Annotated in this window: 12 protein-coding genes; all 12 read left to right on the top strand. The window is 68.6% G+C overall.

Annotated features, from left to right (window positions below):
• The first annotated feature begins 4 nt into the window (after nt 1-4).
• The 12 genes from ABJF88_09360 to ABJF88_09305 all read left to right on the top strand — a co-directional run bounded on the left by ABJF88_09360 (nt 5) and on the right by ABJF88_09305 (nt 17,512).
• Nucleotides 5-1,510, top strand: coding sequence for a UDP-N-acetylmuramoyl-L-alanyl-D-glutamate--2,6-diaminopimelate ligase (locus ABJF88_09360; GenBank protein ID MEP0547129.1), 1,506 nt, complete (start codon nt 5-7; stop codon nt 1,508-1,510).
• A 48-nt stretch (nt 1,511-1,558) separates the two neighbouring features.
• The gene (gene mraY, locus ABJF88_09355) at nt 1,559-2,713 is read left to right on the top strand and encodes a phospho-N-acetylmuramoyl-pentapeptide-transferase (GenBank protein MEP0547128.1); all 1,155 of its coding nucleotides are present in this window, start codon (nt 1,559-1,561) and stop codon (nt 2,711-2,713) included.
• 70 nt (nt 2,714-2,783) lie between these two features.
• Nucleotides 2,784-4,187: a UDP-N-acetylmuramoyl-L-alanine--D-glutamate ligase gene (gene murD, locus ABJF88_09350; protein ID MEP0547127.1), complete on the top strand. Its 1,404-nt coding sequence runs from the start codon at nt 2,784-2,786 to the stop codon at nt 4,185-4,187.
• Between the two features lie 100 nt (nt 4,188-4,287).
• The gene (locus ABJF88_09345) at nt 4,288-5,451 is read left to right on the top strand and encodes a putative peptidoglycan glycosyltransferase FtsW (GenBank protein MEP0547126.1); all 1,164 of its coding nucleotides are present in this window, start codon (nt 4,288-4,290) and stop codon (nt 5,449-5,451) included.
• The gene (gene murG, locus ABJF88_09340; GenBank protein ID MEP0547125.1) at nt 5,448-6,581 is read left to right on the top strand and encodes an undecaprenyldiphospho-muramoylpentapeptide beta-N-acetylglucosaminyltransferase; all 1,134 of its coding nucleotides are present in this window, start codon (nt 5,448-5,450) and stop codon (nt 6,579-6,581) included. The genes ABJF88_09345 and murG overlap by 4 nt, the downstream gene beginning before the upstream one ends.
• The gene (gene murC, locus ABJF88_09335; protein MEP0547124.1) at nt 6,578-7,990 is read left to right on the top strand and encodes a UDP-N-acetylmuramate--L-alanine ligase; all 1,413 of its coding nucleotides are present in this window, start codon (nt 6,578-6,580) and stop codon (nt 7,988-7,990) included. Before murG ends, murC begins: the two co-directional genes overlap by 4 nt.
• Before the next feature lie 3 nt (nt 7,991-7,993).
• Nucleotides 7,994-8,755, top strand: a complete 762-nt coding sequence (locus tag ABJF88_09330; GenBank protein MEP0547123.1) for an FtsQ-type POTRA domain-containing protein — start codon at nt 7,994-7,996, stop codon at nt 8,753-8,755.
• Between the two features lie 43 nt (nt 8,756-8,798).
• The gene (ftsA, locus tag ABJF88_09325; protein MEP0547122.1) at nt 8,799-10,040 is read left to right on the top strand and encodes a cell division protein FtsA; all 1,242 of its coding nucleotides are present in this window, start codon (nt 8,799-8,801) and stop codon (nt 10,038-10,040) included.
• 183 nt (nt 10,041-10,223) lie between these two features.
• Entirely contained in the window at nt 10,224-11,477 is a 1,254-nt protein-coding gene (gene ftsZ, locus ABJF88_09320; GenBank protein MEP0547121.1) for a cell division protein FtsZ, read from the top strand.
• 266 nt (nt 11,478-11,743) lie between these two features.
• Nucleotides 11,744-14,785 (top strand): SusC/RagA family TonB-linked outer membrane protein, encoded by a 3,042-nt coding sequence (locus tag ABJF88_09315; protein MEP0547120.1) that lies wholly within the window; start codon nt 11,744-11,746, stop codon nt 14,783-14,785.
• Nucleotides 14,786-14,859: 74 nt separating this feature from the next.
• Nucleotides 14,860-16,290, top strand: coding sequence for a RagB/SusD family nutrient uptake outer membrane protein (locus tag ABJF88_09310; protein MEP0547119.1), 1,431 nt, complete (start codon nt 14,860-14,862; stop codon nt 16,288-16,290).
• A 70-nt stretch (nt 16,291-16,360) separates the two neighbouring features.
• Entirely contained in the window at nt 16,361-17,512 is a 1,152-nt protein-coding gene (locus tag ABJF88_09305) for a pyridoxal phosphate-dependent aminotransferase (protein ID MEP0547118.1), read from the top strand.
• Nucleotides 17,513-17,514: the final 2 nt, after the last annotated feature.

Raw genomic sequence — 17,514 nt, 5'->3', positions numbered from 1 at the left:
TCCCGTGCGTCGCCGTGAGCCGCTTCCGCTTCGCCGCCTGCTGGCCCCTCTCCGCGAAGCGGGGCTGCTCGTGACGGCCACGGGAAATCTTGACATCACGATCGACGGCCTGGCGCACGATAGCCGCGCCGTCGAGCCCGGAACCTGCTTCGTCGCGATTGCCGGCGGGCAGGCCGACGGGCACCTGTTCATTGACAAGGCTGTGCAACACGGGGCGACGGCGGTGGTCTGCACGTCGCCTCCCGAAACACCCCCCCCCGGCGGGGCTGCCCTCGTGACCGTCACGGACGCGCGGGCGGCCCTCGCCGAGATGGCGGGCTTCTACTTCGATCACCCCAGCCACGAGCTGAAGCTCGTCGGGGTGACGGGGACGAATGGCAAGACGACGACGGCGTACCTGCTCCACGACATGCTGACGACGCTCGGCGCGAAGGCCGGGCTGCTCGGCACCGTCGAGGTCCGCATCGGCGAAGAGCGCCGCCCGGCGACGCACACGACGCCGGACGCGCTCGCGCTCAACGCGCTCCTCCGCGAGATGGCGGGCGACGGCTGCACCGCGTGCGCGATGGAGGTGTCGAGCCACGCGCTCGTCCAGCAGCGCGTGCGGGGCCAGCGCTTCGCCGCCGCCGTCTTCACGAACCTCACCCACGACCACCTCGATTACCACGGCTCGGCCGAGGCCTACCGCGACGCGAAAGCATCCCTGTTCGCCGGCCTCGACGGAGACGCCGTAGCTATCGTCAACCGGGACGACGCGGCCTGGCGGGCGATGGTGGAGGGGTCGGCGGCGCGGACCGTGACCTACGGAGCTTCGGGTCCCGGTCCCGCCGCCGACATTCCATTTGAGATCGAAGCGAACGCGCCCGACGGGCTCCGCCTCCGGCTCGACGGCGAGGTCCGACGCTTCCGGGTCGCCGGCGCGTTCAACGCCTACAACCTCGCCGCCGCCTACGCCGTGGGCCGCGCGCTCGGCTACGAGAAAGCGGCCGTGCTCGACGCGCTTGCCGAGGCCGCGCCGCCGCCTGGCCGCCTCGAAACGACGAGGGCCGACGACGGCACCGTCGCCGTCGTGGACTACGCCCACACGCCGGACGCGCTCGAGAACGTGCTCCGCACCGTGCGCGACATGATGCCCGACGGCGCCGCGCTCACCTGCGTCGTCGGCTGCGGCGGCGACCGCGACCGCGCCAAGCGCCCCGTCATGGGCCGCATCGCCGAGGCCCTCGCCGACCGCGTGATCCTCACGAACGACAACCCGCGCACCGAAGACCCCGATGCCATCCTCGCCGAGATCCGCGAAGGCATGACCGCGCCCGAGGCCGCCGCCGTCGTCCCCGACCGCGCCGAAGCCATCCGCTGCGCCGTCGACGGGGCCGCGCCGGGCGACGTGATCGTGATCGCCGGGAAGGGGCACGAGACCTATCAGATCGTCGGCACCGAGAAGCGCGACTTCGACGACCGCGAGCACGTCCGGCAAAGATTCCGCGACCGCGCCAGTGGCGGCGGCTAACACCGGTATCCTCCGCCCGCCGCCTCCGCACCCCCGATCCCCCGACCCATGCTCTATCACCTTCTTCAGTGGCTGGAAGTCACCTACGAGCCGCCCGGCTTTCAGGTCTTCAACTTCATCACCGTCCGCGCGTCGCTCGCGGCGGTGACGGCCCTCGCGATCGCGCTCTTCGCGGGGAAGAAGATCATCCGCTTCCTCCGCGCCCGCCAGCTCGGCGAGACGATCCGCGAGGGCGTCGACGCCGGCGCCGTCAGCCACGAGCACAAGGCCGGCACGCCGACGATGGGCGGCGTCATCATCATCCTCGCGCTCTGCGGCGCGACGCTGCTCTGGGGCGACCTCACGAATCCCTACATCCTCCTCATCCTCCTCGCGACCCTCTGGATGGGCGCGATCGGCTTCGCCGACGACTACATCAAGGTCGTGATGAAGAACAAGCAGGGCGTCAACGAATGGGTCAAGATCGGCGGGCAGACGACGCTCGGGCTCTTCCTCGGCGCGATGCTCTACTTCCTCCCCACGCTCCGCGAGACGAACACGCTCTCGAGCCTCCCCTTCATCGCCGACGGCACGTTCGACTACGACTTCCTCAGCCCCATCGTCGGCTTCGACATCGGCTGGCTGATCTACATCCCGATCGTCGTATTCATCGTCACCGCCGTCTCGAACGCCGTCAACATCACCGACGGGCTCGACGGGCTGACGACGGGGACGAGCGCCTTCGTCGCGATCGGGCTGATCGGGCTCTGCTACATCACGGGGAATGTGAACCTCGCCGACTTCGTCAACGACATCTACCTCCCGCAGACGGGCGAGCTGACGGTCTTCGCCGCGGCGATGGCGGCGGCGTGCTTCGGCTTCCTCTGGTACAACGGCTACCCCGCGCAGGTCTTCATGGGCGACACCGGCTCGCTCGCGCTCGGCGCCGCGATCGGGACGCTCGCCCTCATGATCAAGAAGGAGCTGCTGCTGCCCGTGCTCTGCGCCATCTTCTTCGTCGAGACGCTCTCGGTGATCATTCAGACGGTCTATTTCAAGTACACCAAGCGCACGACGGGCGAGGGCAAGCGCGTCTTCAAGATGGCCCCGCTCCACCACCACTACGAGGCGCTCGGCGTCCACGAGGCGAAGATCGTCGTCCGCTTCTGGATCGTGACGGCGATGCTCGTGATCGCCACCCTCCTCGTTCTCCGCATCCGATGACTTCCGCCTTCGACAGGCAAACGCGACGTGTACAGACGCAGCATGCTGCGTCTCTACGGTTGCCCCCACGATGACCCACGACGTCCAAAACAAAACGGTGACCGTGATCGGGGCTGCGCGCAGCGGCCTCGCCGTGGCGAAGCTGCTCGCGGCGCGCGGCGCGACGGTGTTTCTCACCGAGCGCGGCGAGATCGACGCTGACGCCCGCGCCGCGCTCGACGCGGCGGGCGTGACGTGGGAAGACGGCGGCCACACCGAGCGCGCGCTCGATGCCGACTTCGTCGCGATCTCGCCCGGCGTGCCGACGCAGTCGGACCTCGTGCAGCAGGCGCTCGGAAAAGGCCTCGCGGTGTACTCCGAGATCGAAGTGGCGTCGTGGTTCTGCGATGCGCCGATCGTCGCCATCACCGGGAGCAACGGGAAGACCACCACGACCTCGCTCGTCGCCCACGTGGTTCGCACAGCCCAGCGGCCCCTCGTCGTCGCCGGCAACATCGGCACCGCCTTCGCCGATCGCGTCGGCGAATGTGAGGAGGGGACGACGGTCGTGCTGGAGGTGTCCAGCTTCCAGCTCGACCACATCGACCAGTTCCGCCCCCGTGTTAGCGTTTCGCTCAACGTCACGCCCGATCACCTGGACCGGTACGACCATGACTTCGACCAGTACGCGCAGAGCAAATTCCGAATCTTCGAGAACCAGCGGGCCGGTGACGTTCTCGTCTACAACCACGACGACGAGCTCGTGCGCGAGCACGCCGAGCGTGCCGCTGCGCGTCATGGCGTGGCGGGCTATCCCTTCAGCATCGAGCACGAGCTCGACCGGGGCGCCTTCGTGCGCACCGGACCCGACGGCTGCGAATCCATCATTCTCCGCCTGACTTCATCCGTCGCCGACGGCAACCAGAATCCCATGGAAGAGGTGCTCATGCCTACTCACGACCTGTCCCTCCGCGGACGGCACAATCTCTACAACTCGCTCGCCGCCGCGATTTCGGCCCGGGCGATGGAGATCTCGTCCGACGTCGTCCGCGAGAGCCTCGCTTCGTTCGAGGGCGTGCCGCACCGGCTCGAAGCCGTCCGCGACGTCAGCGGCGTGAAGTACGTCAACGACTCGAAGGCGACGAACGTGAACGCCGTGTGGTACGCGCTCGAGAGCTTCGACCAGCCCATCGTGCTCATCGCCGGCGGCCGGGACAAGGGGAACGACTACGGCCCCATCAAGGGCCTCGTCCGCGAGCGTTGCCGCGGCGTCGTCGGCCTCGGCGAGAGCGGGGACAAGGTGCTCCGCGAGCTCGGCGACCTCGCCAAAGCCGCCGCCCGCGCCGACACGATGGAGGAGGCGATCCAGTTCGCCCGCCTCATGGCCGAGCCGGGCGACGTCGTCCTGCTCAGCCCCGCCTGCGCCTCGTTCGACATGTACAAGAACTACGAAGACCGCGGCGACACCTTCAAGCGCCTCGTGAACGGGTTGTGAGTCGGGGGTCGGGAGTCGGGAGTCCGCCCGGCTCGACCCTCTGCTTCACTCCACGCTCCACCTTCCATCACCCCCAACCTCATACCTCGTACCCCGAACCGTGTCCACCGTCGCCTCTCAGATCAAAGCCCGCGCCGCCGCGCTCCGGCCCGCCGACAAGCTCGTCGTGTGGACGGTGCTCGGGCTGGCCGCGCTCGGCGTGGTTGCGGTCTACAGCGCGATCTCGTTCCTGGCCGAGACGAAGTCGGGCGGCGACACGGAGAGCTTCCTCTTCCGGCACCTCATCCGCACGGGGCTCGCGCTCTCGGCCGTCGGCGTGGTGTCGCTGCTCGACTACCGGCGGCTGGCGCGGGCGTCGAAGTGGTTCCTCATCGGCGCGCTCGGGCTCCTCGCGGCGGTGCAGGTCGGCGGGATCGTGCTCGGCGGCGCGCAGCGGTGGCTGGAGATCGGCGGCGTCTCGTTCCAGCCGTCCGACTTCGCCAAAGTCGCGCTCATCCTCCACGTCGCCGTGCTCCTCGCGCGGAAGCAGGCCTACATCGAGGAGTTCGAGCGCGGCTTCGTCCCGCTCATGATCTGGACCGTCCCGACGATCGCGCTCATCGGGCTCGACGACCTCTCGACGGCGGCGATCCTCTCGATGGCGGTCGGCGCGATGATGGTGATCGGGCGCGTGCGGATGCTCCACCTCGGCGGCGTGGCGGCGGTCGGGATGCTCGCGGCGACGCTCTTCCTCATGGCCTCGCCGAACCGCGCGGCCCGCGTCGAAGCGTACCTCGGCGTCAAGCTGTTCGACCACACCGAAGAGGCCGCCGTCTTCTCGTCGCAGGACGAGGGCTATCAGGCGAATCAGGCGCGGATCGCGATCGCGATGGGCGGGCTGACCGGCGTCGGCCCCGGCAAGTCCGTGCAACGCGACTTCCTCCCGGCGCCGTACAACGACTTCATCTTCGCGATCGTCGCCGAGGAGTACGGGCTCGTCGGGGCGGGGCTGCTGCTTTTCGCGTTCGTGATCGTGCTCGTCCGCGGGTTCCTCCGCATCGCGCGGCAGGCGCCGGACCCGCTCGGCCTCTTCCTCGCCGTTGGCGTCACGGCGACGCTCGTGCTCTACGGCTTCGTCAACGCGGGCGTCGCGAGCGGGCTGCTGCCCGTGACCGGCCTCCCGATGCCGTTCGTCTCCTACGGCGGCACCTCGCTCCTCGCCACCGGCGTGATGGCCGGCCTGCTGCTCAACGTTTCCCGCCACGCCGACCCGAGCCAGCGATGAGCAGCGACCCCCGTCCCACCGCCCCTAGCCCTCGTATCCTCTTCGCATGCGGAGGGACGGGCGGCCATGTGTACCCCGCGATCGCGATCGCCGACGCCGTCCGTGCCCTCGCGCCCGACGCCGCGATCGCGTTCGCCGGCACGCGCGACCGGATGGAGTGGGAGGCGGTCCCGAAGGCGGGCTATCCGATCCACGCCGTCACCGCCGTCGGCTTCCCGCGCGGGCTCTCGCCGAAGCTGCTCACGTTCCCCTTCAAAATCGCCAAAGGCCTCGGCGATAGCTGGACGCTCATCGGCGGCTTCGACCCCGACGTGGTCGTCGGCACGGGCGGCTACGTCACCGGGCCGGTCGGCCTCGCGGCGACGCTGCGCGGCGTGCCGCTCGCGATCCAGGAGCAGAACGCCTACGCCGGGGCGACGAACAAGCTGCTGGCGAAGCGGGCCGAGCACGTCTTCATCGCCTTCGAAGCGGCACGCTCGTCTTTCCCCCCCGGGAAGGCCGTCCTCACCGGCAACCCCGTCCGCGGCGACCTCACGCAGGCCGACGCCGACGCGGCCCGCGCTCACTTCGAGATCGCGGACGGGCAGCGCGTGCTCCTCGCGATGGGCGGCTCGCTCGGTGCGGGGCCGATCAACGACGCCTTCCGCACGAACCTCGACGCGCTCCTCGCCGACGAAGCCCTCGTGGTGATCTGGCAGACGGGCCGCCGCTACTTCGACGAACTCGAAAAGCAGGTGCCCGCGCACCCGCGCCTCCGCCTGCTCCAGTACCTCGACCGGATGGACTACGCCTACGCCGCCGCCGACCTCGCCGTCTGCCGTGCCGGCGCCATCACGTGCAGCGAACTCGCCGTGACGGGCACGCCCGCCGTGCTCGTCCCGAGCCCGAATGTGACGGCCGACCACCAGACTAAAAACGCCCGCGCTCTCGCCGACAACGGCGCCGCCGTGCTCCTCCCCGAGCCCCGCCTCGCCGCCGAGTTCCTGCCGACCGTGCAAGGCCTGCTCGACGATGCCGGCCGGCTCGCCGCGATGGAGCGGGCCGCGCTCGCCACCGGCCGGCCCGACGCCGCGCGCGAGATCGCCGAGGCCGTGCTCGCCCTCGCTCAACCCCACGGAGGGACGCGATGACCGACGCGATGCGCAGGCAAGCCTCTTTCGGACGGATCAAAAACGTCCACATGGTCGGCATCGGCGGGATCGGGATGTCGTCGATCGCCGAGGTCCTCCTCGCGCGCGGCTACCGCGTGAGCGGGTCCGACCTCCAGGCGAGCCCCGTCACCGAGCGGCTCCAATCGCTCGGCGCGACGATCCACAAGGGCCACGCCGCCGAGCAGGTGACCGACGCCGACGTCGTCGTCTACTCCTCCGCCGTCAAGCCCGGCCAGAACCCCGAGACCGTTGAGGCCGAGCGCCGCCGGATCCCGCTCATCCGCCGCGCCGAGATGCTCGGCGAGCTGATGCGCGCGAAGTACGGCGTCGGCATCGCCGGCACGCACGGGAAGACGACGACGACGAGCATGACCGGCCTCGTCGTGCGCGAGGGCGGGTTCGACCCGACGATCATCGTCGGCGGCAAAGTCGCCGTGTTCGACTCGAACGCCGTCAGCGGCGAGGGCGACATCATCATCATCGAGGCCGACGAGTACGACCGCACGTTCCTCCGCCTCACGCCGATTGTCGCCGTCGTCACGAACATCGAGGCCGACCACCTCGACATCTATAAGGATCTCGACGACCTCAAGGGCGCCTTCATCCAGTTCGCCAACTCCGTCCCCTTCTTCGGCGCCGCCATCCTCTGCCTCGACGACGCCGAGGTGCGCGAGGTGCTCGGCGACGTCGAGCGCCGCGTGATCACGTACGGGACGAGCCGGCAGGCGCAGGTCCGCGCCGAGTCGCTCGTGCAGGACGGGGCCGTGACGCGGTTCACCGTCGTCCGCGAGGCGACGCCGCTCGGCGAGGTGACGCTCGGCGTGCCCGGCCTCCACAACGTGCAGAACGCGCTCGCCGCCGTCTGCGTCGGGCTGGAACTGGACATCCCGTTCGCGAAGATCCAAAAGGCCCTCGCCGGCTTCACCGGCGTCGACCGGCGCTTCCAGATCAAGGGCGAGGCCGGCGACGTGATCGTGATCGACGACTACGCCCACCACCCGACCGAGATCGAGGCGACGCTCGACGCCGCGGCGAAGGGCTGGCCGAACCGCCGCGTCGTCGCCGTCTTCCAGCCGCATCTCTACTCGCGCACGCGCGACTTTCAGGACGGCTTCGCGCGGGCGTTCTTCGACGCCGACGTGCTCGTGCTGACCGAGATCTACGGCGCGCGCGAGGAGCCCATCGACGGCGTCAGCGGCCGGATGCTCGCCGACCTCACCTCGCGCTACGGCCACCGCGACGTGCGGTTCGTGCCCGAGAAAGCCGACGTGCCGACATACCTCCAGCAGGTGGTGAAGCCCGGCGACCTCGTGATCACGATGGGCGCGGGCGACATCTGGAAGAGCGGGGAAGCGTTCCTGGCCACCCTCAACGACGGGGAGGGCTGAGCGATGGCACGCGACACGAAACAGCAACAGCGCCGCCGCCGGATCGTCCGCCGGATCGTCGTTCTCCTCGGCCTCGGGGCCGTCGTCGCACTTGGCGTGGTCGGATGGCGGTGGCAGGCGACAGTGCCGGTCCGGGCCGTCACCGTCTCGGGCGCGGTGCACGCGGACACGAGCGCCGTGCTCGACCTCGCCGCCGTGCCGGACTCCGCGTTCCTGTTCAGCCTCGACCCCGAGATCCTCGCCGACCGCGTCCGCCGTCACCCGTGGGTGGCCGAGGCGAGCGTCACGCGCTGGATGACGGGCACGCTCGCGGTGGACGTGACGGAGCGGGTGCCGGTCGCGCTCGTGCTCGACGGCGCCGGCCGGCCGAGCTACTTCTTCGACGCTGCGGGCTTCATGATGCCGCTCGCTGCGGGCGCCGCCTACGACGTGCCCCTCTTCCAGGGCCGCTTCCCCGCCTACCAGCCGACGCAGCCCGTCGAAGACGCCGCCGTGCTCGACCTCCTCGCCGTGCTCGCCGCCGTGCCCGACGCCACCGACGCGCTCGTCTCGTCGGTCGAGCGGGCAGCGGACGGCAGCTTCACGCTCGCGACGGCGCCCACGCCCGGCGGCGCGTCCATCCCCGTTGCGCTCGGCCGCAGCGGCTTCGCCGAAAAGCTCGGCCAGCTCCAAGCTTTCTGGGACCAGGCCGTCCTCCCCCGCCCCGACACGCCCGTCCGCCGGATCGACCTCCGGTTCGACGGTCAAATTGTTACCAGCGAATAATCATCCGTCGTCGCCCGCCCGACGACCCTCAACCCATCCAACCATGAATGAACGCATCGTAGTCGGCGTAGACATCGGAACGACGAAGGTGTGCGCGGTCGTCGCCGCCGCTGACGAACTCGACCGGATTAACGTGCTCGGCGTCGGCGTGGCGCTCTCCGAAGGGCTGAACCGCGGGGTCGTCGTGAACATCGACAAGACGGTGGCGGCCGTGCAGGAGGCCATCGGCGAGGCCGAGCGCGCAGCCGGCGTCGAGGCGCACAGCGTCTACGTCGGGATCGCGGGCGACCACATCCAGAGCTTCCAGAGCCGCGGCGTGATCTCGTCGCGCACCGGCGAGATCACGCAGCACGACGTGGACCGCCTGCTCGAAGACACGCAGCACGTCGCGATGCCCGCCGATCGGCGGATCCTCCACGTCATCCCGCAGGAGTTCATCGTCGACGGGCAGGACGGCGTGGCCGACCCCGTCGGGATGAGCGGGATCCGGCTCGAAGCGAACGTCCACATCATCACAGGCCTCGTCTCGGCGGCGAAGAACGTCTACCGCTGCATCGAGAAGGCCGGGTACGAGGTGGCCGACATCGTGCTCGAACCGCTCGCCTCGTCCTACGCCGTGCTCCACCCCGACGAGAAGGAGATCGGCGTCGCGCTCGTGGACATCGGCGGCGGCACGACCGACATCGCCGTCTTCGAAGACAAGACGATCCGGCACACCGCCGTCGTCGCCGTCGCCGGCAACAAGGTCACCGACGACCTCCGCAAAGGCCTCGGCATCCTCGACGACCAGGCCGAGCGGCTGAAGCGGCAGTTCGGCGTCGCGCTCGTCGACCTCGTCGAGGAAGACCAGGAGATCACGATCCCCGGCATCGGCGGGCGGCCGGAGAAGGCGATCGGGCAGAGCACGCTCGCGCAGATCATCCAGCCTCGGCTGGAGGAGATCATGGAGATCGTCGGCATCGAGATCAAGCGGAGCGGCTACGGGCGGCACCTCTCGGCTGGCGTCGTGCTCACCGGCGGCGGCTCGCTCATCCCCGGCACGGCCGAACTCGCGAGCGAAGTGCTCGGCGTCGAGACCCGGATCGGCACGCCGCTCGGGCTCGCCGGCGGCCTCGTCGAAGAAGTCGCCGACCCGATGTACTCCACGGCCGTGGGCCTCGTGCTCTACGGCCTCCGCCACCAGACCACCGAGTCCGCGCTCCTCACCGTCGGTCACGGCGGCGACGGAGACTCACTCGTCACCAAAATCGCCGGCCGCATGCGGAGCTGGTTCGACGAACTGTAAGGGCGCAGCATGCTGCGCCCCTGCGCACACGTAATCACTACACCCACGTAATCACAACGCAGGAGAAGGCCGAGGGATGGGCGGCACACCGTCGCCCCTGGCACCCGACGCCTCGCATCACACACCCCACTCACCAACACGATCAGCAGTACAACCTGGCGTAAAACTCCCCGGAGGGACATTATGAACAACAACTTTAGCAGCCGTTTCGCCTTCGACGCCGAAGCGAAAGAGAAGGCCAAGATTTCCGTCGTCGGCGTCGGCGGCGGCGGCGGTAACGCCGTCAACAACATGATCGGCAAAGGCATCACCGGCGTCGAGTTCGTCGCGATCAACACCGACGCGCAGGCGCTGAGCCAGAACAAAGCGCCCGTCAAGCTCCAAGTCGGCCGCGAGCTGACGAAGGGGCTCGGCGCGGGCGCCCGCCCGTTCGTCGGTGCGGAGGCGGCGGAGGAGAGCCGCTCCGAGATCGAGAAAGCGATTGCCGGCTCCGACATGGTCTTCGTGACCGCGGGCATGGGTGGCGGCACCGGCACCGGCGGCGCGCCCGTCGTCGCCGCGATCGCCAAGCGGATGGGGATCCTCACCGTCGGCATCGTCACGAAGCCGTTCGACTGCGAGGGCCGCAAGCGGATGTCGTCCGCGAGCGAGGGCCTCGACCTCCTCAAAGAGACCGTCGACACGCTCATCGTCATCCCGAACGAGCGGCTCCTCGACATCGCCGAGGACGACACCACGCTCGTGGCCGCCTTCGAGATGGCCGACGACGTGCTCTACAACGCCACGCGCGGCATCTCCGACCTCATCACGGTCCACGGCCTCATCAACCTCGACTTCGCGGACGTGCGGACGACGATGGCCGACGGCGGCACCGCGATCATGGGCTCGGCGACGGCGCAGGGCGAGAAGCGCGCCGAGCGCGCCGCGCTCGAAGCCATCTCCAGCCCGCTCCTCGACGGCGTCTCGATCGCCGGGGCGCGCAACGTGCTCGTGAACATCACGGCCGGCCAGAGCCTCGGCATCCGCGAGGCCACGCAGGCCACGTCCGTCATCCAGCGCGACGCCGGCGACGAGGCCGAGGTCATCTTCGGCACCGTCATCGACCCCGACATGGGCGACGAACTCCGCGTCACCGTCATCGCGACCGGGTTCGACACGGCGCGGGGCAAGGCCGAGCGCGTCCGCCGCACCGTCAAGCTCGGCGCCGACGACCTCACGCCGGGCTACAAGGGCGAGGACAACCTGAAGTACCTCGACACGCCCGCCTTCGAGCGCCGCACCCCGCCGATGGCGCCGGAGAGCGACGACGAGGAGAGCACGCGGAAGCGCCCTGCAAATGTCCGCCGCCTCCAGGCCGAGGACTTCAAGCGGCGCAACGAACGCATCCGCAAGGATGACACGGACATCCCCGCGTTCTTGCGGAAGATGATGGACTAGCGAGGGCGTGGGTGGCCCGTGACACAGGGCTGGCACGGGCGATCCGTACCCTCACAACGTCCCCTCCGGATGACCTCGCCAGGGTTGTCCTGCCCCGCGTGCGCCTCGGCGTGCGCGGGGCTTTTCGTGTTCGGAGCGGTGACTTCTCGTAGTACGTGAGGTAACTAGGGCCTTCCCCCGTCCGTGTACAGGATTATTCCCTTGTTCGGTAACGGGGGGCGGCCTACTTTTGGCGTGGCTATCCCATCCCCAAACCCCACGCTACGATGATGCCTTCCCACCCCACACGCTGGCTGATGCTCCTGGCCTTGCTGCTAGGCCCCGCCGCGTTCGCCCAGACCACGCAGATCAGCGGTACTGTCACGGACGCCGACAGCGGCGAGCCGCTACCCGGCGTCAACATCCGCGTCGAAGCCACCCAGATCGGCACGATCACGAACGTCGACGGGAGCTATCAGATCGCGCTACCGATCAACAACCGCACGCTCATCTACACGTTCGTTGGCTACCGGACGCAAGAGGTCGCCGTGCCGGAGGGGCAGGCCGTCGTCGACGTGCAGCTAGAGGAGGACCTGCTCGGGCTCGACGAGGTCGTCGTGACCGGTCTCGCTTCGTCCGTCAAGCGGCAGAACCTCGCTAACTCCGTCGAGACGATCTCGGCGCGCGAGCTCGCGGGGGTGACCACGCCCTCCACGCTCGACGGCGCGCTGCAAGGGAAGATCACCGGCGCCGTCATCACCTCGAACTCGGGCGCGCCCGGTGGCGGCTTCTCCGTCCGCCTCCGCGGCGTCTCCACGATCACCGGGCGTGCGGAGCCGCTCTACGTCGTCGACGGGGTGATTGTGAACAATGACGCGGTTCCGAACGGGATCAACGCGCTCACGGCGGCCTCGCGCGGCGAGGCCCCGAGCAGCCAAGACAACGCCGTCAACCGCATCGCCGACATCAACCCCGAGGACATCGAGTCCGTCGAGGTGCTCAAAGGCGCGAGTGCGGCGGCGATCTATGGGTCGCGCGCTTCGAACGGCGTCGTCGTCATCAGCACGAAGAAAGGCCGCGCGGGCGCGGGTACGAACGTCCGCTTCTCCCAGTCCATCGGCGCGACGACGATCGCCAACCGCCTCGGCGTCCGGCGTTTCACCATCGACGAGGCCATCTCCACGTTTGCCGGCTCGCCGCCGGACCCGAGCGACCCCGAAACGACGCCGGAAGACATCGCCGACTACGAAGCCGCCGTCCAGAACGTCCGCGATTCGTATACCGCCCCCGGCGGGTTCATCGATTACGAGGACGAGATCTTCGGCAACACCGGCGTGCTCTCGACGACGGATCTCTCGATCTCCGGCGGCAACGAGCGGACGCAGTTCTTCGTCTCGGGCCAGGTGAAGAACGACGGGGCGATTGTCGAGCGGACGGGCTACGACAAGCAGTCCGTGCGGGCGAACCTCTCGCACCGCTTCTCCAACCGGGCGTCGGTAGACGTCACCTCGAACTACGTCCGCTCCGTCACGGCGCGCGGCATCACGGGCAACGACAACTCCGGCACCTCGCTCGGCATCGCGCTCCTCTCGACGCCGAGCTTCGTGGATATCCGCGAGGACGCGAACGGGGTGTTCCCCGTCAACGACCTCGTGGCTTCGTCGAATCCGCTTCAGACGATCGCCCTCCTCACGAACGAGGAGACCGTCAACCGCGTGCTCTCTTCGGGCCGCTTTACCTACGACGTCCTCCGCGACGAGCGGCAGGCGCTCCAGGCCGTCGTCGAGGCAGGCGTCGACTACTACGGGCTTGAGAGCGAGGTGCTCGCCCCACGCGAGCTTCAGTTCGAGCAGGCCCGTGGCGGCAACAGCATCGGTACCTCGATTCTCGGCGAGACGAGCAGCCTCAACACGAACTATCGCGGCGCGCTCGTCCACTCGTTCAACCTGCCCGCCAACCGGCTCTTTTTCACGACGCAGGCCGGGATCACGGGGACGAACAACAACAGCAACAGCATCTCCCTCCTCGCGCGCGGCCTCGTGCCGGGGCAGCAGAACGTAAACCAAGCCGCCTCGCTCACGGCCACACGGCAGCTCCGCATTATCGAGGAGAACCAGGCGTTCTTTGGGCAAACCGAAGCGAACTACGCTGACCGTGTCGTTGCCACGCTCGGTCTCCGCGCCGACCGTTCGAACCTCAACGGCGACGTCGAGAAGTTCTACTTCTACCCGAAGGCGTCGCTCGCGGTGAACGTGGCCGAGTTCCCCTTCTGGAGCTACGATCAGATCGACCAGTTCAAGTTCCGGGTGGCGTTCGGGCAGACGGGCAACATCGCGCCGTTCGGGGCGAAGTTCACCTCGTTCAACGCCGTCAACATCGGTGGCACCGTCGGCTCACTCGTCGGGGCCACGCTTGGGGCAGCGGACATCCTGCCCGAGCGGACGAACGAGATCGAGGGCGGCCTCGACATCAGCGCGCTCGACGGGCGCGCGAACCTCGAGTTCACGATCTACCGCAAGAACGTCAGCGACCTCCTGCTCACGCGCGCGCTCCCGCCGTCGACGGGCTTCGGCGTCGAGTTCTTTAATGGCGGTGAGCTTGTCAACCAGGGCCTCGAAGTCGGGTTGACCGTGCTCCCCGTCGACGTGGACGCCGTGCGGTGGGTCTCGCGGACGAGCTTCTGGACGAACAGCTCTGAAGTGACGGAGCTGAACGTGGAGCCGTTCAACGCTGCCGGCGGCGGGTTCGCCTCGTCGCTCGGCGTCGTCCGCATCGAGGAGGGCGAGAGCCCCACGCAGATCGTCGGCACCGCGGACCGCGATGGCGACGGCCGGACCGACGGCGAGTTCCAACTCGGCGACGTGGCCCCGGATTTCCAGATGAGCTTCTCGAACGACTTCACGATCTTCGACAACCTCACGCTCAACGTGTTCGCCCACTGGAAGAAGGGCGGCGACGTGATCAACCTCACGTACTTCCTCTACGACCTCACGGGGACGAGCCCGGACTTCGGCGAGTCCTCGTTCGAGGAGCGGACGAGCACGCCCGGCGCCGAGCGCTTCGTCGAGGACGCCTCGTACTTCCGCCTCCGCGAGCTCGGCTTGTACTACAACCTCCCGAAGAGCCTGCTCGATCGGTACACCGGCGCGTTCGGCCTGCGGACGTTCCGCATCGGCGCCTCGGCGCGCAACCTCTTCACGATCACGGGCTACTCGGGCTACGATCCTGAGGTGAGCAACTTCGGCTCACAGCCCGTCGCGTCGGGCGTTGACGTGACGCCGTACCCAAGCGCGCGGCAGTACCTCTTCCACGTGAGCGTCGGCCTCTAGGCCCTGTCGCTCTCCGTGCGCGGCGGCTGGGCGGTCCGGCCGCCGCGCGACCCCGAACTCTAGCCTCCTCTGTGATGAACCGAACACACGCTCCTCTCCTCCTGGCCGTCTTCGTCTTGGGCCTCGCCCTCGCGGGCTGTGATGCCCTCGACATCGACGACGTTCAGGACCCCAATGGCCCGTCGCTTAGCGACATCCTTGAGAACCCCACGCGCGACAAGCTCGCCAACCTCGCCGTCGGCATCGAGGCCGGCACCCGCACCGACCTCAGCCTCTACCTCATCAACGTCGGCGTGGTCGGCCGCGAGTACTACCGCTTCAGCAACTCCGATCCCCGCTTCGTGACGGAGCTTCTCGGCAAGGAGGACTTCCAACTCGACAACAACACGTTCTACATCGCGCGCCCGTGGGCGGCTCGCTACAGCGCCATCCGGAACGCCTACGTCCTCGCTCAAGCGTCTCAGGACTTCGCGCTCTACAGCGAGGCGGAACGGGCGGCGGCGCAGGGCTACGCCCAGACGTGGATCGCATACCAGCTCCTACTCAACCTCAACCTCACCTATAACAACGGTGTCCGCACCGACATCGCGGACCTCGATGACCTCGGCCCCATCGTAAGCCCGTACGACGCGGCGATTGCGAACATCGCAGCCATTCTCGATGAGGGGGCGGCTAGCCTCGCTGCCGCCGGGGACGCTGAACTCCCGTTCTCCACGACGGTCGATAACGTGGGCTCGATCTCTCTCGATACTGCATCCGAGTTCCGCCAGTTCAACCGCGCCCTCGCCGCTCGCATCGCTGCCTACCGTGGGGACTTCGGCTCCATCCCGGGCCTCCTCGCGGAGTCCTTCTTCGATGCAGACGGTGACCTCTTCACGGGGGCCTACCACGTCTACTCAACGGGAGCCGGCGACCTCGGCAACCTCATGTTCTACCCCGTCGATGCCTCGGCAGGCGAGATCATCGCAGGGCACCCGAGCTTCGTCACGGACGCGGACCCCGAGGATCAGCGGGTGTTCGGGGCGGACCCGAAAGTCGCGCTCCACCTCAACAGCGAAGGGGAGCCGACTGCTGTCTCGCTTGACGGCCTCACGAGCGCCTACACCTTCGTCCGCTACGAATCGATCAGCGCGCCGATCCCGATCATTCGCAACGCCGAGCTCATCCTGCTTCAAGCCGAGGCCTTCGCGCAGACCGGCAACCTCGGTGGGGCCGTCGAGGCGATCAATGTGATCCGCCGCGCAGCCGGGCTCGACGACTTCGGTACCGACGCAGAAGATGACGATGCGACGCTCGGCGGGGTGCTCGCAGAAATCCTACGGCAGCGGCGCTACGAGCTCTACGGTGAGGGTCATCGCTGGGTTGACGTTCGCCGCTACAACAACGCCGATTGTGACCCCACCCTCCTCGACGGCGGGGGATGCCTCAACGACGATTTCCCCATCGACCGTGAGGGGGACGACGTGTGGTTGCAGTTCCCGATCCCGTTCGCCGAGAACGTGTAACCTGAAGGGTATTCCAGCATAAACTGCGGGGCCGGGCGTGATGCCCGGCCCCGCTTTGTATACCATCGCCATGGGCTCACACCGCCTCGCCGGGATCCCCGGCTTCTCGATCGACCGCGTCGCTGCCGCTGCCGGGGACGACGCCTCCGTGCTCCGGCTCGAAAACCTCGACACGGACCTCGCCCCGCCGCCCGCCGCCGTCGCCGCCACGCGCGATGCGATCGGGACGGACGAGGCGAACAGCTACCTCCCGTTCGTCGGGAATGTCGCGTTACGTGAGGCCGTAGCCGCACGCATCAACCGGGACGCAGGCACAGACTTTACCGCCGCGAACGTGGTGATCACGTGCGGCGCGACAGAGGGGATGCTCGACGCCCTCCTCGCCCTCACGGACCCCGGCGACGAGGTCGTGCTCACCGATCCGACGTACGCCGGGATGATCTACCGCGCCCGCCTAGCGGGCTGCACGACGCGGCTCGTCCCCTTCGTCGAGTCCGATGGTACGTGGCGGCTCGACCTCGACGCGCTCCGCGCCGCCGTCACGCCGCGCACGCGCGTCCTCTTCCTGATGAACCCCTCGATGCCGTCCGGCGCCGTCCTCGACGACGAAGAATGGGAGGCTGTCGCCGAGGTGTGCCGCGCGCACGACGTGTGGCTGCTCTACAACGCGGCATTCGAGCGGATCGTCTTCGACGGGCGGGCGGTGACACAGCCGGCCGGGCTGCCCGGCATGGCCGAGCGGACGATTACCGTCGGCTCGGTGTCGAAGGAGTACCGGATGATCGGGTGGCGCGTCGGCTGGGTCGCCGGCCCGCACCCCGTCATTGACGACATCGCCCGTGTCCACATCTACAACGCCGTCACGCCGACGGGCATCGCGCAGCCCGGCGCGCTCGCCGCGCTCGCCGAATCCGAAGCAGACTTCGGCCGGTGCCTCGCCGAATGGCAGCGCCGCCGCGATACAGTGACCGACCAGCTCGCCGGCTATGCGATGATCCCGGCGGCTGGCGGCTGGTCGCAGCTTCTCGACGTGCAGCGGCTCGGGCTCGGGTCGTTCGAGGCGTCGGAGCGGCTGCTGGCCGAGCGCGTCGCGGCCACGCCGATGCGCGATTGGGGCGAGGCGAACGGCGACCGCTTTGTCCGGCTCGTCTTCAGCAACGAGCCCGTGGAGCGGCTGGCGACGTTGCGCGAGCGTGTCGAAACGGCACTCGGCGCACCGTAGCG

It is taken from the genome of Rhodothermales bacterium, assembly GCA_039944855.1.
Classification (GTDB): Bacteria; Bacteroidota; Rhodothermia; order Rhodothermales; family JANQRZ01; genus JBBSMX01.
This window is presented reverse-complemented; position numbering and strand designations above follow the sequence as displayed.